This is a genomic window from Streptomyces sp. NBC_00448, assembly GCF_036014115.1.
Lineage (GTDB): Bacteria > Actinomycetota > Actinomycetes > Streptomycetales > Streptomycetaceae > Actinacidiphila.
Window position 1 is genome coordinate 8,068,899 of record NZ_CP107913.1, and the last position, 23,814, is coordinate 8,092,712.

Annotated in this window: 13 protein-coding genes; 4 read left to right on the forward strand and 9 right to left on the reverse strand. The window is 73.3% G+C overall.

The features are described 5' to 3' along the window. Positions 1-148 precede the first annotated feature (148 nt). Together OG370_RS34840 and OG370_RS34845 are read right to left on the reverse strand one after the other, a co-directional pair. Positions 149-2,878 (reverse strand): glycoside hydrolase family 97 catalytic domain-containing protein, encoded by a 2,730-nt coding sequence (locus OG370_RS34840; protein ID WP_328471360.1) that lies wholly within the window; start codon positions 2,876-2,878, stop codon positions 149-151. 289 nt (positions 2,879-3,167) lie between these two features. Further along, the gene (locus OG370_RS34845) at positions 3,168-6,638 is read right to left on the reverse strand and encodes a glycoside hydrolase family 3 C-terminal domain-containing protein (RefSeq protein WP_328471362.1); all 3,471 of its coding nucleotides are present in this window, start codon (positions 6,636-6,638) and stop codon (positions 3,168-3,170) included. 158 nt (positions 6,639-6,796) lie between these two features. Here OG370_RS34845 and OG370_RS34850 point away from each other — a divergent pair, with 158 nt between their 5' ends. Continuing rightward, entirely contained in the window at positions 6,797-7,984 is a 1,188-nt protein-coding gene (locus tag OG370_RS34850; RefSeq protein WP_328471364.1) for an ROK family transcriptional regulator, read from the forward strand. Positions 7,985-8,455: 471 nt separating this feature from the next. On the opposite strand, the gene OG370_RS34855 is transcribed toward OG370_RS34850, so the two are convergent. Further along, positions 8,456-9,217, reverse strand: coding sequence for an SDR family oxidoreductase (locus OG370_RS34855; protein WP_328471366.1), 762 nt, complete (start codon positions 9,215-9,217; stop codon positions 8,456-8,458). A gap of 101 nt (positions 9,218-9,318) precedes the next feature. On the opposite strand from OG370_RS34855, the gene OG370_RS34860 reads away from it, so the two are divergent. The 3 genes from OG370_RS34860 to OG370_RS34870 all read left to right on the forward strand — a co-directional run bounded on the left by OG370_RS34860 (position 9,319) and on the right by OG370_RS34870 (position 12,181). Next, positions 9,319-10,182 (forward strand): helix-turn-helix transcriptional regulator, encoded by an 864-nt coding sequence (locus OG370_RS34860; protein ID WP_328471368.1) that lies wholly within the window; start codon positions 9,319-9,321, stop codon positions 10,180-10,182. Between the two features lie 151 nt (positions 10,183-10,333). Beyond that, entirely contained in the window at positions 10,334-11,437 is a 1,104-nt protein-coding gene (locus OG370_RS34865; RefSeq protein ID WP_328471370.1) for a phosphotransferase, read from the forward strand. Positions 11,438-11,476: 39 nt separating this feature from the next. Then, positions 11,477-12,181, forward strand: a complete 705-nt coding sequence (locus tag OG370_RS34870) for a GntR family transcriptional regulator (RefSeq protein WP_328471372.1) — start codon at positions 11,477-11,479, stop codon at positions 12,179-12,181. Between the two features lie 36 nt (positions 12,182-12,217). On the opposite strand, the gene OG370_RS34875 is transcribed toward OG370_RS34870, so the two are convergent. The 6 genes from OG370_RS34875 to OG370_RS34900 all read right to left on the reverse strand — a co-directional run bounded on the left by OG370_RS34875 (position 12,218) and on the right by OG370_RS34900 (position 23,610). Beyond that, on the reverse strand, positions 12,218-13,177 hold the full coding sequence (locus OG370_RS34875; RefSeq protein ID WP_328471374.1) for a LysR family transcriptional regulator: 960 nt from the start codon (positions 13,175-13,177) through the stop codon (positions 12,218-12,220). Between the two features lie 125 nt (positions 13,178-13,302). Further along, a complete protein-coding gene (locus OG370_RS34880; RefSeq protein WP_328471376.1) occupies positions 13,303-14,493 on the reverse strand; it encodes a 4-hydroxybenzoate 3-monooxygenase in 1,191 nt (396 codons plus the stop codon). 225 nt (positions 14,494-14,718) lie between these two features. Next, a complete protein-coding gene (locus OG370_RS34885) occupies positions 14,719-17,034 on the reverse strand; it encodes a serine/threonine-protein kinase (RefSeq protein ID WP_328471378.1) in 2,316 nt (771 codons plus the stop codon). Between the two features lie 376 nt (positions 17,035-17,410). Then, the gene (locus OG370_RS34890) at positions 17,411-20,449 is read right to left on the reverse strand and encodes a hypothetical protein (RefSeq protein ID WP_328471381.1); all 3,039 of its coding nucleotides are present in this window, start codon (positions 20,447-20,449) and stop codon (positions 17,411-17,413) included. A 2-nt stretch (positions 20,450-20,451) separates the two neighbouring features. After that, positions 20,452-22,311 carry an HSP90 family protein gene (locus tag OG370_RS34895; RefSeq protein ID WP_328471383.1) on the reverse strand — a complete coding sequence of 620 codons (1,860 nt, stop codon included), beginning with the start codon at positions 22,309-22,311 and terminating at the stop codon, positions 20,452-20,454. Between the two features lie 309 nt (positions 22,312-22,620). Continuing rightward, positions 22,621-23,610, reverse strand: a complete 990-nt coding sequence (locus tag OG370_RS34900) for a hypothetical protein (RefSeq protein WP_328471386.1) — start codon at positions 23,608-23,610, stop codon at positions 22,621-22,623. Positions 23,611-23,814: the final 204 nt, after the last annotated feature.

Here is a 23,814-nt window from a genome sequence, read left to right on the forward strand (position 1 = left end):
AACTACCATGTGCACCGCCCGACGATCTGTCAAGACCCCGTCAGGGTCGGCGCGTTCGCCGCGGGGAACCGGTCCGCCCGCCGCCCCCGTCACCTCGTACGGGCGGCGGGGGCGGCGGGCGGGTGTCCGCTCGGTGCTGCCGCGGTGGTCAGTTCACGCAGGTGAGTCGGGCCAGCCCCCAGTCCGCGTGGTCGTAGTTCTTGCCGTCGCCTCCGTCGCCGACGGCCAGGCTCAGGGTGTGCACGCCGGTGGTGTCGACGCTCAGGTCGACCGCGCTCCGGCCGCCGTGCACCACGCCGGTGGACGCGAGTTGCCTGCCGTCGTCGCCGAGCACGGTGAACGTGACGCTGCCCTGCCCGCCGGTCTCGTCGTCGACGCCGACGTGGGCCTCGAAGCGGGTGCAGCGGCCCTGGAGGTCGATCTGCACCTGGGCCGGCGCGTTCATGCCCAGGCCCTTCGGGTACACGGTGCCGTCGATCGTCAGGGGGTGGCCGTCCTGCCCGCCGGCCTCGCCGTTGGACTGGTCGCGCTCGACCGGCCCGTAGCCGTTGGTCTCGGTGAGGAACGGCTGATCGCTGGCGTAGACCGTGCCGTGCAGCGGGATGGAGACCTGCACGACCTGCTCGACGTGGACCGGTGGGGCCTTCCCGCCGGCCGGGTTGGCGTACGTGGCCACCACGGGCACGTCGACCTCGCCGCCCGGCTGGTCCTTGCCGACCGTCACGGTCCAGTGGCCGTCGAGCGCCCGGCCGGCCCGCAGCGAGCCCGCGGTGACGTCCCGGCCGGTGGCGCTCCAGCCCGCGGGGAGCCGGTCGCGGTCCACCGTCAGGCGCACCTGGCGCAGGGCCGTGCCCTGCGGAAGCTCGAACGCCGCGTCGATACCGACCTTCGCGCCGGGGCCCGCGGTGGCGGTCGACGGGGCGAGGGTCAGGGACGTGGCGGGCGCGGTGACCACCGGGTTCTCGCAGTCGGTGCGGCCCTTGGTGGCGGGGCAGGCCAGGGCGACGAAGCCGCCGTTGGCCGCGCCGGGCACCGAGAGGGTGTCCTTGGCGGTGGCCGTCCGCACGGTGCGCTGCAACTGGCCGTTGCTGTCGCCGATCGTCTCGACCAGCCAGGTGCCCTTGCCGAGGAAGCCGAGCGGCGCCTTCATGGTGTCGCTCGCGCCGGCCAGGATGCCGCCGACGAACCAGCGGTCGCCGCTGCGGCGGGCGATGACGGCCTGCCGGTCGCCGGCCGGCTGCGGACCGGGACCGCCGGAGACCAGGTGCGTCTCGTCCCAGGTGGTGGGGAGTTGCTCCAGGTAGCTCTCGGCCACCGGTTGGGCGGCGAACCCCTCGGGGTTGTCGCCCAGCGACGTCCAGCCGGACTCGTAGACCACCGGCAGCGCCAGTTCGTGCGCCAGGGAGTCCTGCCGGTTCGGGCGGGAGAACCACGTCGGGGTGTAGTCCATCGAGCCGACGATGTTGCGGGTGAAGGCGAGGAAGATGTCGCGGCTCGGGTTCTGCCCGTTCTCCTCACCGCGGACCGCCTCGACGCTCATCACCTGCGGCCAGGTGCGCTGCAGGCCGCGGGGGATCGTCGCGCCGTGGAAGTCGATCATCAACTTGTCCTTGGCGGTGTCGTGCAGGATCGCGTCGTACCACTGGAAGGTGGACTGCGCGTCGGAGTCCATGTAGTCGACCTTGACGCCCGCGACGCCCCACTCCTTGAGCTTCGCGAACCAGGTGTCGCGCTGCTGCTGGGTCTTCAGGTCGGTCCAGGCGAACCACAGGATCACATTGACGCCCTTGGCCCGCGCGTAGCGGACCAGTTCGGGGACCCAGCTCGCCTGCCATCCGGCGTCCACCAGCGTGTACGGCAGGCCGTGGGCGGCCGCGTAGTCCACGAAGTCCTTCTGCCGGTCGAAGTCACCAGGGCTCGACCCGTTGCTCAGCCAGGACCAGTCGTCCACGCCCGGCCGTATCCAGGAGGTGTCCTGGAACTTCGCCGGCGGCGCGAGGTCGTTCACGAGCGTGGAGCCGACCAGCGTGTCCAGGCTGCCCACGATCGCGGTGCGCCACGGCGTCGCCAGCGGTCCGTTCGAGGTGACGGGCGCGTCGTCCGCCAGCGCGACGGAGTACGCCCCGCTGCCGGCCACGTGGTCGAGGTGGCTGCCGGAGTACCGGCCGTCGACGTCCGCCTCCGTCAGCAGCACGTAGGTGCTCCCGACCTCGAAGAGCGTCGGGTAGCCGAACGCGCAGGTGTCGCCGGTGCAGGACGCGGGCTGCGCCGCGTTGGCCGCGCCCGCGGTGGTCTGGGTCCGCTCGGTCTCGTAGCTGGGCGAGTACGGCTGGACCCAGGCGTCGGCGTCCGTCGGCAGCTCGAACGTCGAGGACTCTCCGGTCACGGTCACCGGGCCCTTGCCGTCCAGCAGGTACCGGTAGGCGACGCCGTCGTCGGACACCCGTACCGCGACGCCCAGTTGGGCGCCGTCGGCGCCGCGGAAGGTGAAGGTCGCCTCCCGCATCGTGGCCGTGGTCCGCAGTTGCTTGCCGGTGGTCATCCGGTAGGACTCGTGGACCGTGCGGTCCTGCCGCCTGACCAGCCGCAGACCCGTCGTCAGGTCGTGCTGGTCGGTGCGGATGCCGAGCCGGCCCGGCAGCAGCACCGGCGCGTTGCCGCGGTCGACCGCGAGGTGCAGCTCGCCCGCGGAGTCGAGGTCGAGTCGCGCGGTGAGCGTCGAGCGGCCGGGGTCGTCCACCGTCCAGCCGCCGTTGGAGTTCTGTGCGGTGGTGGAGTTCTGTGGGGCGGAGTGCTGGGCCGCGGTGGACGGTGCGGCGGTGGACGGTGCGGCTGCCGCCACGACCAGTCCGCTGCCCAGCAGTGCCGAAAGGGCCACGCCGGTCACCGTTCGCCGGAGTCTTTCGTGCCGTGGTCGCATGCATGTCCTTTGCCTTGGACCACCGCACGCCCCTGAACGACCGGTCACGGACCGATCGTCAGCATGGGCTCGGCGGTCGACAGTTGAACAACAACGAACTTTTTCCAAGCAATTCCCGCACATGTCACCGGACTCCCACATGCGCGTCAAGCCTCGGGACCGAGTTCGCGGTGGCGGGTTCTCGCCTGCGCGGGCGCCGTGGGCGGCCGGTCGACCGCCCGCCCACGGCGCCGCTGCCGACCGGAGGTCAGCTGATGGCGGTGGCGAAGACGTGCAACTCGGGGTTGCTCGGCAGCGTCACGTACCGCACCTGCTTCCCGCTGCTGAGCGGCACGGACGCCGCGTACAGGCTGACCTTCTGGTCGGCGGGGTTGGTGCTGCCCGCCGGCCGGTTCCAGTGCGGGGTGGTGACGACCAGCGTGCAGCCGCTGCCCGCGGCGTTGCTGTACCAGTCGGAGACGTTCAGGGTCGACGTGGAGGCGGTGCCGTCGGTGTAGGTGACGGTCACCTTGCCGGTCTGGGTGCCGTTGGTGCCGACGGTCAGGAGCGACAGCGCCGAGCCGGAGCCGGACTGGCTGACGAGCTGGCCGCCGGTGGTGACCGCGTCGGCCTGGCCGGCCGGCACGTCGGGCCAGGTGAACGTCGCGCCGCCGGCGGTCACCTCGCCGCCGGGCGTGACGCCGACCGACGCCAGCGCCTGCGTGGAGAAGCTGTAGCCCTTCCCGTCGAGGTTGCCGGGGGCCTGGTCGGCGTCGTCGGTGACGCCCACCGTGTCGCGGGCCGCGGCGAGGTCGGCGTAGGCGATCTGCACGGTCGCCTTGCCGGTTCCCGGCGGCAGGCCGCGGGAGCCGCTGTAGGCGGTGGTGGCGGCGAGGGTGGCCGCACCGCCCCCGGTCCCGGCCGGCACCGTGACCTGCCAGGTGGTGGTGGCCGAGGCGCCCGCGGGCACCTTGCGGAAGGTGGCGGCGGTGGCCGCCTTCTTCGTCCAGCCGGCCGGCACGGTGAGCTGGGTGGCGGCCTGACTCACGCTCTGCGTCGAGTCGTTGGTGAACGTGGTCTTCACCGACAGGGTGCCGCCGCCGTCAGCGGTGGCCGGCGCCGAGACCTTGGTGAAGCGCGGCCCCGAGTTCCTGGTGACCTGGAAGGCGCCCGACAGCGGCAGGGCCCGCGAGGAGTCGCCGACCTGCACGGTGTACTTGCCGGTGGCCAGCTCCCACGCCTGCGCGTCGGTGCTCCAGTACGACGCGCCCTGCGCGCTGATCTCGAAGGTCACCCGCTTGCTCTGGTGCGGCTTGAGGTCGACCTTCTGGAACCCCTTGAGCTGGCGGGCCGGTTCGCCGGTCGAGGACGGGTCGGTCAGGTAGAGCTGCGCGACCTCGGCGCCCTCGCGGCTGCCGGTGTTGGTCACCTCCACGCTCGCCGGCACGGTGCCCTTCTCGCTGAGCGTGTGGCCCACCCGCAGGTTCGAGAAGCCGAACGACGTGTAGGACAGGCCGTAGCCGAACGGGAAGAGCGGCGTCAGCTTGTTCGTGTCGTACCACCGGTAGCCGACGTTCAGGCCCTCGGAGTAGTCCACCGTGCCGTTCACGCCCGGGAACTGCGCCGCAGTCGAGGCCGGCACCTGGTCCAGCGACGTGGGGAAGGTGACCGGCAGCTTGCCCGACGGGTTCACGTCACCGAAGAGCAGCGACGCGATCGCGTTGCCCGCCTGCTGGCCCGGGTACCACGCCTCCAGCACGCCCTTGACCTGGTCCAGCCAGGGCATGGTCACGGCCGAGCCGGTGTTCAGCACGACCACGGTGTTCGGGTTGACCGCCGCGACCGCGGAGATCAGCTTGTTCTGGTCGGCGGGCAGGTCGATGTTCTTCAGGTCGCTGCCCTCGCTCTCGAAGTCGTTGGCGTAGACGACCGCCACGTCGGACTTGGCCGCGAGCGCGACCGCCTGGTCCAGCGGGCTGCCCGCACCCGGCGGCGTCCAGCCCAGCTCGGCGACGGCGTCGCCGCCGGACTGGTAGTAGTCCATCTCGACCTGCACCGGCTTGCCCGCGGTCAGGTCCACCTGCGCGGTCTGCGTGGTGCTGCCCTGGTCCCGCCAGTTGTCGATGAGCTGCTTGCCGTCGATGAACAGCCGGCTGCCGTCGTCACTGGTGATCCCGAGCGTGTACGTGCCGGTGGCCGGCGGGGTGATCGTGCCGGTCCACTTGGCGGAGAACGAACCACCGGACACGCCCGCGGCGGGCGCCTGGCCGTTCCACTTGAAGTCGACCTGCGGGTCGGTCGTGGTCGCCGCCGGGTCCCCGGCCAGCGTGGTGTTGGTGTAGTAGTCGCCCTGCAGCCCGTGGCCGCTGCCGGACGCCGGCGTCAGGTACGAGCTGTCGATGGCCGGCAGCTCACCGCCGGGGCCGCTGCCGCCCTGGGCGTAGGACACGGTGGTCCCGGCGCCGGCCCGCGCCTTGATCCCGTCGTACGGGGTGACGGTGCCGGTGCCGCCGACGGACGCGCTGCCGCCGCCCGCGGTCATGGTGTCCACGCCGGCGCCGTCGCCGAGCACCGCGATCGACTTCACCGTGCGGGAGTTCAGCGGCAGCACGCCGCCGGAGTTCTTCAGCAGGACGGTGCCGGCCTCGGCGGCCTTCCGCGCGGTGTCGACGTGCGCGGCCGTGGACGCGTCGGCGTCCGGGGTGTCCTTGGACGGGTGCTCGAAGAACCCGAAGCGGAACTGCTCGCGCAGGATGCGGGTGACCATGTCGTCCAGCCGGCTCTGCGCCACCTGGCCGTTCTGCACGGCGGTCTTGAGCGCGGCGCCGAAGTACGAGGCGTCCGGCATCTGCATGTCCATACCGGCGTTGGCCGTGGCGACCGTGCTGTGCGTGCCGCCCCAGTCGGAGGTGATGAACCCCTTGAGGCCGAAGTCGTCCTTGAGGATCGAGTCCAGGTAGGCGCTCGCGCACGCGTCGGTGCCGTTGACCGTGGAGTACGAGCACATCGCCGACGCCGGGTCGGACTGCGCCACCACCGCGCCGAACGCGCTGGTGTAGATCTCCCGGACGGTGCGGTCGTCGATGATAACGTTGTCAGACGGCGTGTTCCTGTTGGTCTCCTGGTTGTACACCGCCCAGTGCTTGACCTGGGCCATCACGTCCTGCCCCTGGATGCCCTCGATGTCCGCGGCGCCCATCTGCCCGGTCAGGTACGGGTCCTCGCTGTACGACTCGAACGCCCGGCCCCAGCGCGGGTCGCGGACGATGTTGATCGTCGGACCGAGGTCGACGTCGACGCCCTTGGCCTTGTCCTCGGCGCCGATCACCGAGCCGTAGGACCGCGCCACCGACGGGTCGAACGACGCGGCCACGTTCGCCGCGGCCGGCAACTGCGTGGTGTCGCTCATCCGGACGCCGGTCGGGCCGTCCTGCATCTTCAGCGCGGGGATGCACAGCCGGCTGTTGCCGGGGACCAGCCCGGTGTACGGGCCCGCGGCGGAGCCGTGCACCATCGCGATCTTGTCGTCGAGGGTCATCTTCGACAGCACCTGCGCCGTACGCGTGTTCACCGGCGCGGTCGAACCCACCCACGGGCAGGCCGGGTTGGGGCCGTCGGTGCCGGCCGCGGCGGCGGGGGAGACCCCGGTGGGGGAGAGTGCGAGCCCGGCGACCAGGGCGGCGGCGGCGGTTGCCACGGCCGCGGCCCGCCGTCTGCGGGACGTTCTGAATCGTTTCACGATCAACACGGCTCCTCTGTTGGCCCGAGGCGATACGGGGACCGGCCCGGGAAGTGGCGTGCGGATGGACCCTAGGCTCACCCAACTCGACTTTCAAGAGGTAGAGTCGGGCTTCAATTCGGCCGTTCAACGGCAGAAATTTGAGCTGGGGTGACGGCATGACAGATGCGACCGGGCCGGTCTCGGCGCGCCGGATGCGGACGCGCGAACTGCTCCTCGGGGTCCTCGCCGAGCACGACACGGTCAGCCGCGCCGAACTCAGCCGGCTGACCGGGCTGTCCCGCAGCGCGGTCGGCGCGGGCGTGGCCGCGCTGCTCGCGGAGGGGCTGGCCACCGAGGGCGCCGGGTCGCCGGCCGCCGCCGGACGCGGACGGCGGGCGGGGCTGGTGAGTCTGCGGCCGGCCGCGGGGGTGGTGGTCGGCATCGACTTCGGGCACGCGCACATCACGGCCGCGGTGGCCACCGCGGCCGGGGAGATCCTGGCGGAGCGCACCGACGAACTCGACGTGGACGGGCGGCCCAACGACGCGCTCGACTCCGCGGCCGGCCTGGTCCACCAGGCCCTGGAGGACGCCGGGCAGCGGCTGGAGCTGGTGCTGGGCATCGCCGCGGGCATCCCCGGGCCGCTCGACGTACGGACCCAGGTGGTCCGGGCGCCCACGATCCTCTCGGACTGGGTGGGCCTCGATCCCGCCGACGAACTCGGCCGCAGGCTCGGGCATCCGGTGAGCGTGGGCAACGACGCGGACATGGGCGCGCGGGGGGAGCGGGCCTTCGGCGCGGGCCGGGGGCTCGACGACTTCCTCTACATCAAGGCGTCGCACGGCATCGGCGCCGGCATCGTGCTGGCCGGCCGCACCTACCGGGGATCGACGGGCATCGCGGGCGAGATCGGGCACACCCAGCTGCCGGGTGCGACGAGTTGGTGCCGGTGCGGCAGCCGCGGCTGCCTGGAGACGGTGGTGTCCATCACCGAGGTGCGGCGCCAGCTCACGCACGTGCTCAAGACCGGTGCGGGGGACGTCTCGACGGTGCTCCCGCCGCTGGCCGAACTGGCTCCCAACTCGGCGGCGGCCCGCGTGGTCACGGACGCCGGCCGCACCATCGGGCGGGTGCTGGCCGACCTGGTCAACTGCCTCAACCCGGCGGCGATCGTGCTCGGCGGTGAACTGGGCACGGCGGGGGCCCCGTTGGTGGCGGGCGTCCGCGAGTCCGTCGACCGCTACGCGCAGCCCGCCAGCGCGCAGGCGGTCAGCGTGCGGAGCGGGTTGCTGGGGCAGCGTGCGGAGTTGCTGGGGGCGATGGCGACGGCGGCGGCGGTGCGGGCGGGGGGCGCGGCGGGGTGAGCCGGGGGGAGGGGGCCCCGGTGTGTGAGCCGGGGGAGGGGCCGCGCGTGCGACCGGTGTTGCCGCGCCGCGGGTCCGGTGGGGGTGCGCGCGGCGCCGTGCGGGGTGAACGGCGCGGCAAGCTCGTACGGGTGTGGGTCATCGCCCGCGACCGTGCATGGCGTGTGGGCCACGAGGCCCTTTGGCAACCTCGTCCGGGGCCGCACAGGTCGTCCGCTCTTCGCTTCCTTCGCGTGGAGGACTTTCGGGAGGAAGGCCATGCTTGATCGATGGCATCGGGCGGGCTCGATCTTGTCCCGGCCACCGGCGCCCCCCTGCCGCGCCCCCTCTGCCGGGCCCCCGGGGAGGAGACGCGGCAGAGGGGGCGCGCGAGCAGGGCGATGGCCCGGCGGCGCCTCGGGTGCGTCAGCGGTCCGTCGAAGATCACTGACACGATGAGGGTGCACCCGTGGGCACGCTGCGCGCCCGGTGTCAGACGGGCTGGCCGATCGGACGGATCGTCACCGTGTTGAGGTCGACGCCTGCCGGCTGGTCGAGGGCGAAGCCGATCGCCTCGGCCACGGAATCCGGGCTCATCGCGATGGGGGGAGCCTGGCCGTGCCAGAACGCGGTGTCGATCATGCCCGGGTTCACGACCGTGACTCCGATGCCGCGGGTCGTGGCGTGCAGGCGGAGGTTCTCGGCGAAGCCGACCACTGCCCACTTCGTGGCGGAGTAGAGGTTCCCCGGGCTGTTCTTGATCCCGGCGACGCTGCCGAGGAGCACCAGCCGGCCGCGGGACCGTTCGAGGTGAGGCAGGGCCGCCTTGGCCAGCAGAGCCGGGCCGAGCACGTTGGCGAGCACCATCGGAGCCCACAGCTCCGGATCGCCGTCGTCGACGACGCCGGCACTGCCCGTCCGGAAGTGATCCGCGGACGCGCCGCCCGCGTTCGCGATCGCCGCGTCGAGCGACCCGAAGCGCTCCACCGTGCTGGTGACCACCGTGTTCGTGGCGTCCCAGTCGGAGGCATCCGCTACCAGGCCCAGGACGCGGTCCGCGTGGCCGACCTCGTCGAGGAAGGCCTTGAGCCGACCCGGGTCGCGCCCGGTGACGGCGACCCGGTGGCCACGCGCGAGCAGGAGCCGAGCGGTCGCGGCGCCGATCCCGCTCGTGCCACCGGTGATCAGGACCGTCTTTCCGGCGACCGGCGCTGCGCCGGAGCCGGTGGGTGTGTCAGTGAGTGAGGCGTTCATGGCGTCCACTCTGTGGCGCGGCGCGGGCCCGCGACAGTTGCTTCCGAAGGTGGGGACGGCATCCCCTGGCGCCGGCGGCGCAGCTCAGGGAGGCTGGGCCCATGTCGAACACGAGGTACTCCGAACTCGGCGGCTTCCTGCGTTCGCGACGCGAGCGGATTCGCCCCGAGGAGGTCGGGCTCGCGCCCGGCCCGCGGCGCCGCGTCCCCGGTCTGCGTCGCGACGAGGTCGCCGTTCTGGCCGGCGCCTCGGTGGAGTACTACACCGAGCTCGAGCGCGGTGCCGGCTCGCAGCCCTCCGACCAGATGCTCGCCGCGCTCGCCCGCGCCCTGCGCCTCAGTCGCGACGAACGCGACCACCTGTACCGGTTGGCGAACCGCCCGATCCCGCCCCAGGGCGGGACGGCGTCGCACGTCCACCCTGCGATGCTCGATTTGCTGACACGAATCGACGGGACCCCGGCGATGGTGAGCACCGACCTGCACACCGTCCTGGTCCAGAACCCGCTCGCCCTCGCGATGCTCGGCGACCTGTCCGCGCACCACGGCCGCGCGGCGAGCTTCATCCACCGATGGTTCACCGACCCGGCCTCGCGGCAGATCTACCCGCAGGAGGACCTCGCCCCGCAGTCACGCTCGTTCGTCGCCGACCTGCGCGCGGCAGTCGGGCGACGCAGCCCGGGCGACGCCGAGGCGACCGACCTGGTGGACGAGCTGCTGCAGCGGTCGCCGGAGTTCCAGGCGCTGTGGGCCGACCAGGACGTGGAGGTGCGCAGAGACGAGCGCAAGCGGATCGTCCACCCCACCGTCGGCTTGCTCGACCTCGACTGCCTCAGCCTCTTCAGCGAGGACAGCCGCCAGCGGTTGCTCTGGTTCACCCCGCGCGCCGGGACCGGCACCGCCGAGAAGCTCGCGCTGCTGACCGTCGTGGGCACGCAGGCGATGCGAGCCGAACCAGTCCGTTGAACCGATCGAGGAGGTACCGGTCGAGCGACGGATGCGACCGGCCGATCGTCACCTTCCAGCGCCGCCGGCCTTGGTGCGTGACGCCGCCGTCGGATCAGACGCGGGTGGCTGTCGTCCGCACGGCACTCGTCGTCCGGCAGGAAGGAAGCGGATGACCGACCGTGGCCTGCCCGATGTCGGCACGATCGAGGCCGTCCTGGCATCTCATGAGGGCGCGTGGGCAGCCGGAACGCGGGTGCTCTCGGTGCGGGACCTGTCGCCGGGGCTGGGACAGGCAGCGGTTCTCGGGGTGAGCGCCACGGCTCCGGACGGTCGCCCGTCCCGGTGGATCGTCAAGATCCCCGGTTGGGGCCACCGGTCCCTGCTCGACTCGCGTGATGGTCAACTGGACCGCCGCGAAGCCCACTTCTTCGGCAGCGGCATCCCCGCTGCGCTGCCCAGCGGCCTGGCCACACCGCCGGACGCGATCGTGGTGCGGCACGACGGGCGCGTGTGGATGGTGATGCGCGACATCGGTGCCGCCCTGCACCGGCCCTGGACTCCCGCCGCCGCCACAACGGCTGCGCTGCGCACCGCGCAGCTGTACGTCCCAGGGGCCTTGGAGCCCGGCCTCCTCGACGCCCCCTGGCTGGAGCGCGACGGCCATGCCGCGTACACCCACCACGTCCCGGCCGGTCGCGACAACCTCGACGCCCTTGCCCACGAGCCGCAGCTCAAGGCGCTGTTCACCCGCAAGCAGGTCCACGCCCTGCACACCTGCCTGGACGCGGCCGCGGAGCTGAACTCGCGCGCCGCCACGCTGCCCGGCACTCTCGTCCACGGCGATCTCACGCCACGCAATGCCGGCCTGGACACGGACGGTGCCCTCGTCCTCATCGACTGGGAACACGTCGGCGTCGGCCCGGTGGGCTTCGACCTGGGCACCTTCGTCTCCCTCTACCGCGTCTTCGGCGGCCACGGCGAGCTGGACGAGCGAGCCCTCCTTGCGGACTACGGCCAAGCCCTCAGCGACCTGGCCGGCACCGAACTGCGCCACTCCGCCGCCCTGGGCTTCGCCACCGTCCACCTCACCTGGGGACTGCACCTGCGTCTCGGCCCCGGCCTGACGGCGGTACGCCGGGGCTTCCACCGCGAGAACCCGGGAGAACTCGCCGCACACCTCGACGACATCCGCTCGGGATGCCTGCGTGCCCTGTCCTGGGCACCCGCGGCGGGAGTATCCGCCGGGGATGGCAGTGGGCTGGGGGCAACGTGACATTGTATTCTGGCGGTCACGTGTGTGGGAGGGTCGGTCATGGGTCATTTGTCGTCTCGCAGTGCCATTCCGGTGCGGGAGAACCTGCGCGACCAGGTGGCCAACGCTCTGCGTGCCGCTCTCGTCGCGGGGGAGCTGCGGCCTGGTGTGGTGTATTCCGCGCCCACCCTCGCCGTCGATCTCGGGGTGTCGGCCACGCCGGTGCGGGAGGCGATGCTCGATCTGGCCCGGGAGGGGCTGGTCGAGGCGGTGCGGAACAAGGGTTTCCGGATCACGGAGGTCACCGAGCGGGAACTGGACGAGTACACCGAGATCCGCGAGCTGATCGAGGTTCCGACGATCGGACGTGTCACGGCCGTGGCCGGCGCCGAGCAGTTGGAGGCGCTGCGCCCGCTGGCCGAGGAGGTCGTCCAGGGTGCCCGGCGGCATGACCTGATCGCGTATCTGGAGGCGGACCGGCGCTTCCACCTCGGGTTGCTGGGCCTTGCCGGCAACGCCCACCTCGTCCAGGTGGTGGGCGACCTCCGCAAGCGCTCGCGGCTGTACGGGCTCACCGCGCTGGACGCGAAGGGCCGCCTGGTGGAGTCCGCCGAGGAGCACCTCGAACTGCTCGACCTCATGCTCGCCGGGGACGTCGAGGGCGCGCAGGCGTGCATGCGGCGCCACCTCGGCAACGTCCGCTCCCTGTGGGCCGACGCCCCGGAGGGGGCCCCGTCCGCCGGGCTCGATCGCGGCACGAGCTGACGGCATGACGCGGCCCCGGCACGCGCCGGGGCCGCCTCACGTCCGCGGGGTCCGGTAGTGGCGGGCGGCCCACGCCTGGAAGTGCGGTGCCCGGGCGATGAGTTCCTCGTAGGCGGCCAGGGCCGCGCGGAAGACGGTCTCCGCGACCTCGCCGGACACCCGCTCGCGATGCCACACCAGTACGTAGCGGCACCACAGGGGCGTGCCGGCCAGGGGCTTGACGATCACCCCGGGAATCGGCCGGCACGTCGCCTGGACGATGGAGATCCCCAGCCCGTCCGCGATCATCCGCTGCAACTCGTCCCGGTCGCCGAGGAATTCATGCACCGTCGGCGGGGTGAAGCCGGCCGCCCGGAAGGCGTCGTAGCAGACACCGGGCCAGCCGGCACCGTCGTCGGGGGTCAGGAACCAGGCGTCACCGGCGAGTTCGATCAGCGGCACGTCCAGCCGGCCGCGGGCCGGGTGCGTGGTGGGCAGGGCCACGAAACTGGGCTCGGTGACGATCCCTCGGCGGGCCAGGGCCGCGGAGTGCGCCAACTCGCGTCCCGGGTAGTCGACCGCGACGCCGACGTCCACCTTGCCGTCCTCGATCAGCTCGACGATCTCGGCCGAGGAGTACACGCTGCTCACCTGCGCGGCGAGGGTCGGCAGGACGGCGCGCGCCCGCTGCAGCATGCCGGGCAGGATCGGCGTGTTCGTCGCGGCCAGCCGCAGCACCCGGTCGGCCCCGGGCCGGCCGGCGGTGGACCGCCGCCCGATCGCGTCGGCCAGCGCCACCACCTCGCGCGCCTGCACCACCACCTCGACCCCGAAGCCCGTCGGTGTCACCCCGGAACTGCCCCTGACGAACAGGTCCTCGCCCATCAGCCGCTCGATGCGCTTCAGCTGGTTGCTGACCGCGGGCTGCGAGCACCCCAGGACGGTGGCGGTTCTGCCGAGGCTCATCGTGTCGGCGATCGTGCACAGCATCCGCAGGTGTCGGAGTTCGAGTTCCATCAGCCAGCCCACCCCCCGCCCCAGGTCTCTCAGGAATGTGCCAATTTTACGGCCGATCTTGGGTTTTGGAGGTTCTGCTGCGGGCCGGGAGCCGGTTGGCGAAGGAAGCGGTCGGGGCGGGAGGTTCAGATGCCGACGTAGTTCTCGGCGAAGTAGTCCTGGTGGCTGCGCAGATCCCGCAGGCTCATCAGCCGCGCGCGTTGCAGCGCGCGCTGGAAGACGGCTTCGTCGTCGTCGCCGGCAGGGCCGTGCAGAAGGTTGATCATCCAGTGCGAGAACTCCTGGGCGTGCCACAGGCGCGGCAGGCAGTCCCGCGAGTACCGGGCGAGCCCGCGCGGGTCGTCCCCGACCAGCGCGTCGACGAGCGCCCTGGCCAGCGTGTCCGCTGCCATGATGGCGAGGTTGGCGCCCTTGGCGGCGGACGGGCTGATCAGGGCGGCGGCGTCGCCGGCCAGGAACAGCCGCCCGTGCTGGAGGGGTTCACGGACCTCGGAACTCAGATCCACGGTCGTCCGCTCCAGGATCGGCCCCTCGTGCAGGGGCTCGTACTGCGCGGTGCGCATCCTGACGGCCAGTTCGTCCCAGATCCGCCGCTCGCCCCACTCCTCGGGGTCCTCGCCGCGCGGCACCTGGAGGTAGTAGCGGGTGACCGTGGAGCTGCGTGCCATGTGGCCGGCGAACCCGCGGTCGTGCACGGCGTAGGTCACCGCGGCCATGCTCGGCGGCGCCTGCGCCAGGATCGCCAGCCAGGTCACGCCGTGATACCGCCGGTACTCGCGGGCCGCGCCGGCGGGCAGCGCGCGCCGGGCGACGCCGTGCCGGCCGTCGCACCCGGCCAGGTACGCCCCGGACAGCCGGAAGGCCGTCCCGTCGGGACCGGCGCACTCCACCGACGGCCGGTCGGTGTCGATGCCGTGCAGCCCGGTCACCGCCGTGTCGAAGCGGATCTCGCCGCCGCGGTCCAGGAACGCGGTGATCAGGTCGGCGACCAGGTCCTGCTGCGGGTAGACCGTCAGCGGCTGACGGTGCCCCAGCGCTCCGTAGTTCAGCTCGAACTGCCCGTGCTCGCCGCGGAAGGCACACGTGTCATGGCGCTCCCCGCGGGCCCGCAACCCCGCGGCGAGCCCGTTCTCCTCCAGGACGCGGACGCTGTGGGGCGCCAGGAACCCCGCCCGGGCCCGCCGTTCCACGTGCGCGCGGCTCTGCCGCTCCACGATCACGCACGTGACGCCCGCCGCCCGCAGCAGGTTGCCGAGCACCAGTCCCGCGGGCCCGGCGCCGACCACCACCACCTGGGCGTCCCTGGACGCGAGCATGCCTGTTTCCCCCCAACTCGGCTCACCTCGGGGCACGTTCGCCGCTCACGGCGAGCGATTTCGGTGAAGCTCTCCCCAACGGTAACCGGCGGGCGTGGCCCGAGCCCGGCTGTCACGCCGATCGTGCCCCTCCGTCCCCCGTTCGGTGCCGGGCAGGGCAACGGGCGGGCCCGTCGGGGCCGGCGGCGGCGGTCGGCGGGAGGCGGTCGGCGGTCGGCGGGACCGTCAGTCCGACTTCGGCGGCTTCTGCGCGTCGAAGGCGAAGAGGGTGTTGTCGGCCGCGGCCACGATCACCTCACGCCCGGCGAGGGCCACGCGCGGGCTCGCGCCCTGCTCGCCGGTCAAACCGTCGGCCCGCGGGTCCGTGGTCCAGAGGGTCCTGCCGTCGGACGGGGACAGCGCGACCACCCGGCCGGTGGCCGAGCTGAAGTACAGCGCGCCGGTTCCCGCGGCCGGTCCCGACGCGCCCTCCACGGCAGTCTGCCGCGACCACTTCTTCCGGCCGGTCAGGGGGTCGAGCGCGGTGACCAGACCGGTCTGCCCGCTCACATAGACGGTGCCGCCGGCCATGCCGGGCGTCCCCTCGTACACCTTGGCCAGCGGGGTGTAGGTGACCGTCCGCGCGACAGGGTCCACCCGCACCACCCTGTCGTAGCCGGCCGGCGCCGGTCCCGACATGTGCTCCTGGAGGAGTACGAGCTTGCCGTCGGCGACGCCTATCGGCACGGCGGGGGCCTTCACGTCGATCGCGAGGGGCCTGCCCAGCTTCCCCGAAGCGCGGTCGACCGTGTACAGGGTGGGGTGGCGCACGTCCAGGTCGTCCACCTCCGCACGCGTCGCGCACATCGCGAGGAGCCGCGAGCCCGCCAGGACGGGAGAGCACTGCCGGTCCGCGGGGAACGGGGTCTTCCACAGGACGTGACCGCTGTGCGCGTCCCGGGCCTCGAGGCGGGTGTCGGCCGCGTTGACCGTCACGACGGCGGAGCCGAACACGAGGGCCTCCTCGGTCCGCGACGTGACGGCCGCCGACTGGTCGCCCGATGCGACGGACCACAGCTCCCGGCCGCTGTTCGCGTCGACGGCCACCACCTCGGTGGGCGGGTCCTGCGGGGCGTCCTCGGCGGCGAGGCGGTAACCGATCACCGTGTCGTCGGTGGCGCCGACCATGTGCATGCCCTGGGAGGGCACGCCCGGGCTCTTCACCGTCCACACCCGCGAGCCGTCCGCGGCCCTGATCCGGGTCGCGACCACACCGCCGCCCCCGCAGTACACCGCGTCGCCGTGCGTGACGCACCGCAGCTCGTCGGGGACGCCCGCGCCGCCCCGCACGGTCATGTGCCACGGCGCGAAGCCGTCCGGAAGCGAGCCGACCGGCGCCGCGACGCCGGTGACCTTGTCGCCGACGTTCTTGCCCTGGTCGCCGCCGCTGTTCCCGCCGAGGCCGCCCGCCTGGAGCGCGGCGATCCCCCCGCCGATCGCCGCGACCGCGACCGCGGCCGCGAGCACCGGACGCCAACGGCGGCGCAGACGGCGGCCGGTGGGGGCTTCGGTGTCCCCGGTGCCGGAACCGGCCGGGGAGTTCGGCGTCGGGGAGTGCGGTGTCGAGGCGTTCGGTGCCGATTCGTTCGGTGTCGAGGCGTTCGGCGCCGGGGTGGGCGGCGTCGCGAGGTGATGCTGGGTGATCACGTCACGGGTGTGGCCCGCGACGAACCCGCTCGGCTCGGTCCCGCCGAGGTCGACCGGCAGGTCCCGCAGCAGCACGAGGAGTTCGTCCGCCGAGGGGCGCCCCTCGGGCTCCTTGTCCAGGCACGACTCGACGACCGCGCGCAAGGCCGCCGGTACGGCATCCAGCGACGGCTCCTCGTGCACCACCTGGTACGCCGTCATGTAGGGGCTGTCCGCGTCGAAGGGACCGTGGCCCGTCGCCGCGTACACCAGCAGCGTCCCCAGCGAGAAGACGTCGGACCGAGGCCCCACGCCACGCGGCGCCTGGAGTTGCTCCGGCGACATGAACGGCGGCGTGCCGATGACCCGCCCGGTCATGGTCAGCGTCTGCTGGTCGACGGCGCGCGAGATGCCGAAGTCGATGACGCGCGGGCCCTCGGGGGAGAGCACGACGTTCGAGGGCTTGAGGTCACGGTGGACGACACCCACCCGGTGGATGTCGCGCAGCGCCTCCGCCAGCCCGATGGCGAGCCTTCTCAGCTCCGCCCCGTCCAGCGGGCCCTTCGCGGCGATGTGCTGGGCGAGCGTGTGCCCCTCGATGTAGGTCGTCGCCATCCACGGCTGCTCGTCCTCGGTGTCGGCGTCGACCACGGCGGCGGTGAACGCGCCGCTGACCCGCCGCGCCGCCGCCACCTCCTGCCGGAACCGGATGCGGAACTCCTCGTCCCCGGCGAACTGCTGGTGGATCAGCTTGATCGCCACGGCCCGCCCCGAACTCGTCCGGGCCAGGAAGACCGTGCCCATGCCACCCGAGCCGAGGCGTGCCTCAAGCGGATAGCCGCCGATCTCGGCTGGGTCCCCTCCGCGCAGCGACACTCTTCCCGTCCTCCTGTCCCCGTGTGTCTCCGCCATCACGGGCCCGCGTACCTGTCCTGCACACAAACTAGCCGCAGTGCGGTGCGGCAGGCCAAAGCGGGTGACGAACGGGGAGCCCGGGGGGCGCTTCGTCGCCCGCCCGGTTCGGGGGAGTCCTGCTCGGCGACTGTCAGGTACGCCGAGCAGGACCGATCAGGTGGTGCCGCCGGACACGTCCGTTCCCACCGTACAGATCGATCGGCGCCGGCCGCGGCCGACCCCCTTGGATACCCGCCTTGAATACCCGCCTTGGACAAGCGCATTGGATACGCGCCCGCGTGGAGCGACCCCGCGCCACCCGGTCCGGGCCGCGGCCCCGGCAACCGCCCGCACCCTGCTACCTGTCGTCGCGCAGCCGGGACGCCAGCGAGGCGAGCTGGTCGGCCTCCTTGGGGCGGTCCAGGGAGGTCAGGCGGGCGACCGCCGCGTCCAGCCGGGCGAGGGCGGCGGCGGTGTGCTTGAGGTAGATGCCCTCCACGACGCCCGCCAGCCGGACGCACTCGGTCCACTCGTCGACGCGATCGTCCTGGGCCGCCGCCTCGCCGAGCAGGCCCAGCGCCCGGTCCAGCGCGGCCACGGCGTCGTCGTACGCACCGGCGTACGCGTTGACCCGGCCGTACTCGTAGGCGAGCGCGGTGTCCAGGGAGCGGCCGCGCGGCGCGAAGCCGGCCTCGCGGGCCTCGTCGGCGACCAGGCCTGCGTCGGCGAGGAAGGCGAGGGCGTCCTGGAGGCCGTCGGGGCCCTGCTGCTCGCCCTGGAGGCGGGCGACCTCCCGCAGGGCGTTGCTGAGCTGCTCGTAGCGGGGGGCTCGGGCGTGGGCGGCGATCGCCTGGTCCGCGGCCCGGCGGGCCGGGCCGAACTCGGCCGCCTCGGCGAGGAGCACGGCTGTCTCCGCGGCGATCATGGCGTGGCTGCCGGGGTCGTCGTCCCATCCGGCCGACTCGGCGGCGAGCGCGACGAACTCCGCCGTGGCGGCCTTGAGGTCTTCCCCCGCGTGCAGCGCGCGGGCGCGGGTCAGCCGCAGTTGTGCGAGCAGCCGGTCGTCGAGTTCCCCGGCGGCGGCGTCCGGTTCGGCCAGGACGGAGTCGAGCAGGGCGATGCTGTCCTCCACGCGGCCCAGTTCCAGGCTCAGTTGGGCGGCGTTGCTGTAGGTGCAGAAGGCGTCGACCCGGCTGCCCGCGCGCAGGTCCAGCTCCGCCGAGCGGGTCAGGTGGCGCAGCGCCTCGTCGGGGCGGTCCAGCCGCATGCACGCTTCGGCGAGGTCCGCGTGCAGGCGGGCGGCGGGCGTCGCGCCGGCGGGCCAGCCGGCGGCCAGCCGCAGGGCCTCGGTCAGGTCGGCGTGCGCGGCCTTCGCGTCCCGCAGGCCGAGGTGGAGGCGGGCGCGGAGCCCGAGCGTGCGGGGCAGGTGCCAGGCGGGGCCGTGCTCCGCCAGGAGGTCGAGGAGGCCGTCGATCTCGGTAAGGGCGGCCGGCAGGTCGCCGCGGATGGCGTGGGTACTGGTCCGCAGCAGGCGGGCGCCGGAGATCTGGCCGGCCAGGTCGTGCCGGGTGGCGAAGTCCTGCAGCAGGTCCGTCGCGGCGAAGACCGGTTCGGCGTGCTCCTGGCTCCGCGACTCCTGGAGCCGCAGGCCCAGCGCGGTGGCCCGAAGCCGCAGCAGGCGGGCCGCCAGGTACGGGGCGAGGTCGGGCGTGTCCTCCTGCATACGGACCAGCGCGGTGTAAACCTCGCCCAGCGCGGCCGCCTTGGCCTCGGCGGCCTCCGCCTTCCGCGCGTCGTCAGCTCCGTCCGCCGAGTCAGCGCCGTCCGCGCCGCTCGTGTCGTCCGCACCGTCCGCCGCGTCAGTGCCTTCGGCTCCGCCGCCGCGTTCCGCGTCCGCGGACTTCTCGGCCTCGGCGAGCAGGGCGCAGCCGCGCGCGAGCACCGCGTAGCCCCGCTCCCCGGCCTCGTCGTAGAAGGCCGCCGCCTGCGTGTAGAGGGGGACGGCGGCGCTGTGCTCGTCCTTCTCGTGGGCCCGGCTCGCCTCGTCGGCGAGAAGGTCGGCGCGCAGCCGCGCGATCGGGCCCACGGCCGGGTCGTCGGGGTGGGCGTAGTCCGGGGCGGCGGCGAGCGTCCGCAGCCGGGCCCAGCAGGCGGTCCCGTCCGGGTGCCCCTGCTGCTCCAGGTCCCTTGCATGCAAGATGAGTTCGGTCAGGGACTCGGGGAGGGGCGCCGCCGCGGCGGGGGCGGCGGTGGCCGGGGCGGCCGGGGCCACCACGTCGTCGAGGCGGCGGCTGCGCAGGGTGAGCTCCAGCGCGTCCAGCAGGGGCGCCCGGTCCAGGCGGGCGCGACGGCGATCGGTGTGCGACGTGGTCCCGTTACGGGCGTCGAAGCGGCTCGCGAGGTCGTCGGCGCGGTCCCGTATCTCGGCACGCAGGTCGGTGACCGACCAGGTGCGGCCCGCGTACCCGGCAGCGGGCAGGTCGCCGTGGCCGAGCCGTTCGACCCGCTGGAGGAGGACCTCGACGCCGGTGAGGAAGTCGTAGGTCTCCAGCGGCGACTCCACCTCGTCGAACAGCCTGCGGTTCTCGGCGAGCAGTTCCAGGCCGCGCGCCTCGTTGCCGGTCAGCGCGCAGAACTCCAGGTGCCGGCCCACCTCCGCGGCCATCGAGGCGTTGCGGCGGCAGCCCCGGTACCCGGTCAGGTGAAGCTCCCGGGCGCGGTCGACGCGGCCGGTACGGACCAGGGCCAGCAGCGCGTACGAGATGGAGCGGGCCGGCTCCTCCTGGCAGGACGCCTTGCCGGCCAGCACCGGCTCCCAGAGGTCCAGTGCCTGCTCGTCGTCGCCCGCGGTGAGGCGGTACCGGGCACGCCCGCAGATCTCGCACGCCTCGCAGTCGCTGAGCTGGGTGCGGGCGCGGGCGGCCCACAGCTCGTAGGCCGGGGCGGTGTCCTCGCCGACGTGGCGGCCGAGCTGGTACGCCTGCCCGTAGTAGGGCTGGAGGCCGAGACCGGCCTTCTGGTACCGGTCGCGCATCTCGGTCAGCCACTGCCGGAGGCTCGCCAGCGGTATCTCGGGGAGCTGGAGCAGGGCGTTGGCCACCCACTTGAACCGCCAGAACAACTGGTGGCGCAGCCGCTCGTCGAAGAGGTCGGGCTGCTCGTCGAAGAGGGTGAGCAGGCGGGCGAAGACCACGGGTGACTTCCGCGGTTCCGAGCCGTAGGTGTACGCGCGGTGGAGTTCGAGCAGGGCGTGGATGAGCGCGGCGGGATCGTCGAACTGCTCGGCGACCTCGGCGATTTCCTCCGCGACGACGGTGCGGTCCCGTCCGAACGGGCGTTGCTCGTTGTCGCTCAGCGCCTGGTACAGCTCGTCGGTGGTCAGGGGTGTGGTCGGCATCGTCAGCTGTCCTTGCGCAGGGCGTGGGCGAGAAGGTCGAGGAAGGAGCGGTTGATCAGGCTCGACTCGGCGGGCCTGAGCGGGCGCCGGGAGAGCAGTGCGGCCTGCCCGTAGAGGGCTTCGGCGCTGGTGCGGGCGAGCTCCGGCTCGTCGATGGCGATGGCGGTGCGGACCAGCGGGTTGAGCTGGTTGAGGATCAGCTGGGCCCGTGGCGCCTCGTGGCGCAGCGCGCCGAGGATGTCGCCCCACAGGCCGCCCTCCTGCTCGCGGGCGAGCTGGGAGCGGGTGCGTTCGTGCCGGGCCTCCCGGCTGTCGACGAGGAGCGCGGGGGCGGAGGCGGGCTGGAACGTGCGCAGCGCGACGTCGCAGTCGAAGACGGCGAGGGCGTCGCGGGCCAGCGCGAGGTAGGCCGAGGCGGCCAGTTCCGTCTCCCGGTCCACCGGGTCGAGGTGGGCGGTGAGCGTGGCCGGGTCGAGATCGGCGACGCTGGTCCCGGGCCTGACCTCGGGCAGCCGGTGGACGAGTTGGCGGTCGTAGGTGTAGCCGCCGTTGACGACGCCGAGGCCGGCGGCCGAGGCGATCGCGGCGACCTGCCGGAACTCCTCCACGCTGGAGGTGACCAGCACGGTCGGGTGGGTGCGGGCGAACTCGTCGAGGGTGGTGTGCCCGTCGGTGGTCTCGAAGGGCAGCCACGGCAGCAGCATCCGCAGGATCTCGTCGTCGTGCACCGCGAGCGACTTCACGGCCAGGTGGTGCGCCTGGAGGAAGCGGGCCAGCAGGTCCGGGTCGCTCGCGGCGGCCCGGGCGATCCACGCGCGCAGCCGCTCCGCGAGGGCGTCGCGGACGGCGGCGAGGGTCTCGTCCTCGTACAGCGACTCGCGGGAGGCCGTCGGGCGCAGGCTCTCGGCGTCGACGACGCAGCGGACGAAGAACGCCCAGTCGGGCAGGATCTCCTCGGCCTGGTCCGACAGCAGCATGCCCTTGACGTGCACCCGGTGGCCGTGGCGGCGCCCGGCCGGCACCGCGTCGGGCAGCACGCACGCGATGCCCTTCAGGCCCACGGCCGGCAGGTCCAGCTCGATGGTGTCCAAGGGCGTGAAGCCGAAGACCTGCTCGCCGTAGGCGGCGAGCGCGCGGGAACGGGCGCCCGGCGTGGGGTACGTGGCCGCCCAGGGCGCGGGCTCGCGATTGACGGGGGCGCCCGGGCCGCCGGTGCCGTCGTCGAAGGTGACCGGGTGCCGCAGCAGCGAGCCGAAGTGCCGTGCCAGCGCGTGCACTTGGGCCGGCCGGGTCCACTCGCCGGCGTCGGCGCGCGGCGTCAGCAGGACGGTGGTGCCGGGCCGGGGACGGGCGGAGGCGGGCAGGGTGCGGACGGTGTAGCTGCCGTCGCCGTGTCCCCGCCATTCCACCGCGGGCGCGTCGGGGGTGCGGGCGGAGCGGCTGAGGACGTGGATCTCGTCGGCGACCAGGAAGCAGGAGAGCAGGCCGATGCCGAACTGGCCGATGAAGTCGGCGCGTTGCTCGGCGATCCGCTCGGCGCGCTTGCTGCTGCGGCCGATGGTGGAGAGGAAGGCGTGGACGTCGGCTTCGGTGAGCCCGACACCGTCGTCCTCCACGCGCACCGACGAGCCGTCGGCGTACAGGCGGATGCCGAAGTCCGCGGAGAAGGCCGCGGGTTCGAGGAGTTGCCGGGCGGTCAGCGCGTCCACCGCGTTCTGCAGGAGTTCACGCAGGTAGACGCGGGGGCTGGAGTAGAGGTGGTGGGAGAGGAGGTCGACCAGTCCGCGCACGTCCACCTGGAAGGTGCGATCGGCGGAGGCGGGCGCGGCGGTGGGCGCGGTGTTGTCGTCGTGCGGAGTCATCGGGCAGTCCGGGGTGCGAAGGGAAGCGGATGGGCGGCGGTGGAGCGGCGGATGGGCGCCGGGCGAACGGCAGTCGGGCGCAGGGTGAGCGGCGGGTGAGCGGCAGTCGGGCGCCGGGTGAGCGGCGGGTGAGCGGCAGTCGGGCGCCGGGTGAGCGGCGGGTGAGCGGCAGTCGGGCGCCGGGTGAGCGGCGGACCGGGTCGGGGTCCCGCGCGGGCCGGGCCGTGGAAGGCCGGCGGCGCGTGCGGGCCCGGCGGGGTGCCGGTCGCGCTCAGCCGCAAAGCTGCTGTCTCGGGCGCGGCTGCTGTCTCAGCCGCGGCTGCGGTAGCGGGCGAACTGCTTCTCGGGCTGGGAGAGATACGACCAGGGCCGCCCGGTGAAGGCGCCGTCGAGCGCGCCGAAGGCGCGCCGGGCCGTACCGCGTTCACCCGCCAGGGACAGGGCCATCGCGAACAGGCTGAAGTCGTGCTGCCAGCCCGGCACCCGTACGTAGCCGGGGTGGAGGATGCTGTGCTCGGCCGCCGCCCTCAACTCAGCCTGGATACCGGGGGTTTCGAGGCACTTCCCGTCGTCCGACTCGACCCAGTCCTCGATGTGCGCGCAGGCGATCACGCAGCCGAGCCGGTGTCCCTGCGGCGCACGCGTGAAGCTCTCACGGGCGAAGGCCAGCGCCTGCCCCGGCTCGCCGCTCCACCGGGGCTGGAGGTACGACACCCACTCGAGGTGCGCCGCCAGGTCCAGCGGGTCACGGCGCAGCGCCGCGGCCAGCCGGGTCTCGTTGACGGTGTCGCCCAGCGACATGCCGCGCCCGGAGGTGAGCAGGCGGGACCACGGCGTGGTCCATTCCGGCCGCAGTTCGGCGGCTTCGAGCAGCTGCTCCTCGGCGGCTTCGAGCCGCTCGTGGAAGAGCCGCCACTGCTCCCGCGTGACGTTCTTGGCCGACGCGCGGGTGCGGGCCTCCCAGCCCCAGGCGATGTTGCGCGCCCCGGCCACCAGCAGGGCCGTGGCCCGGTACTCCTCCTTGCCCTCGGCGGCTTCGACGATCCAGTTCTGCACGCCCCCCAACTCCGCGAGTTCGCTGAGGACATGGTGGTCGCGACCGAGGTCGAAGGGGGCGAGCGCCGTGGTGAACGCCGCCCAGTCGTCCGTCCGCACCGCGTCGGTCAGGGCGAGCACCCGCGCGTCCCCCAGCGCGCGCAGCGTGTACGTCCCGTCCTTCTGCCGGCGCGGGACCGGCAGGGCGTACGGGTCCGCCTCCGGTCTCTCCCGGCCACCCCGACCCCACAGCTTGCCGAACATGCCGCGCCCTCCCCTGGTCCCGCGTGATCGTCCGGTGCAGGATATGTGGTCGCACCGACACTGTCTCCCCAGATCCTTCACCCCGCCCCGGTCTCGCCCGGCACCGCCCGACCCCGCCCGACCGCCGCCGCCCGCCCGGGAATACGGGCGGCCCCTCCGGGGACCGTGACGGTCGCCCGGAGGGGCCGCGGTGACGCTGTGCCG

What these genes read in the sequence shown, in the direction of transcription:
- OG370_RS34865 (WP_328471370.1), top strand. Translation starts at nt 10,334, where the DNA reads ATGACCGACCGTGGCCTGCCCGATGTCGGCACGATCGAGGCCGTCCTG.
- OG370_RS34895 (WP_328471383.1), bottom strand. Translation starts at nt 22,311, where the DNA reads ATGACTCCGCACGACGACAACACCGCGCCCACCGCCGCGCCCGCCTCC.
- OG370_RS34855 (WP_328471366.1), bottom strand. Translation starts at nt 9,217, where the DNA reads ATGAACGCCTCACTCACTGACACACCCACCGGCTCCGGCGCAGCGCCG.
- OG370_RS34900 (WP_328471386.1), bottom strand. Translation starts at nt 23,610, where the DNA reads ATGTTCGGCAAGCTGTGGGGTCGGGGTGGCCGGGAGAGACCGGAGGCG.
- OG370_RS34880 (WP_328471376.1), bottom strand. Translation starts at nt 14,493, where the DNA reads ATGCTCGCGTCCAGGGACGCCCAGGTGGTGGTGGTCGGCGCCGGGCCC.
- OG370_RS34875 (WP_328471374.1), bottom strand. Translation starts at nt 13,177, where the DNA reads ATGGAACTCGAACTCCGACACCTGCGGATGCTGTGCACGATCGCCGAC.
- OG370_RS34860 (WP_328471368.1), top strand. Translation starts at nt 9,319, where the DNA reads ATGTCGAACACGAGGTACTCCGAACTCGGCGGCTTCCTGCGTTCGCGA.
- OG370_RS34870 (WP_328471372.1), top strand. Translation starts at nt 11,477, where the DNA reads ATGGGTCATTTGTCGTCTCGCAGTGCCATTCCGGTGCGGGAGAACCTG.
- OG370_RS34890 (WP_328471381.1), bottom strand. Translation starts at nt 20,449, where the DNA reads ATGCCGACCACACCCCTGACCACCGACGAGCTGTACCAGGCGCTGAGC.
- OG370_RS34850 (WP_328471364.1), top strand. Translation starts at nt 6,797, where the DNA reads ATGACAGATGCGACCGGGCCGGTCTCGGCGCGCCGGATGCGGACGCGC.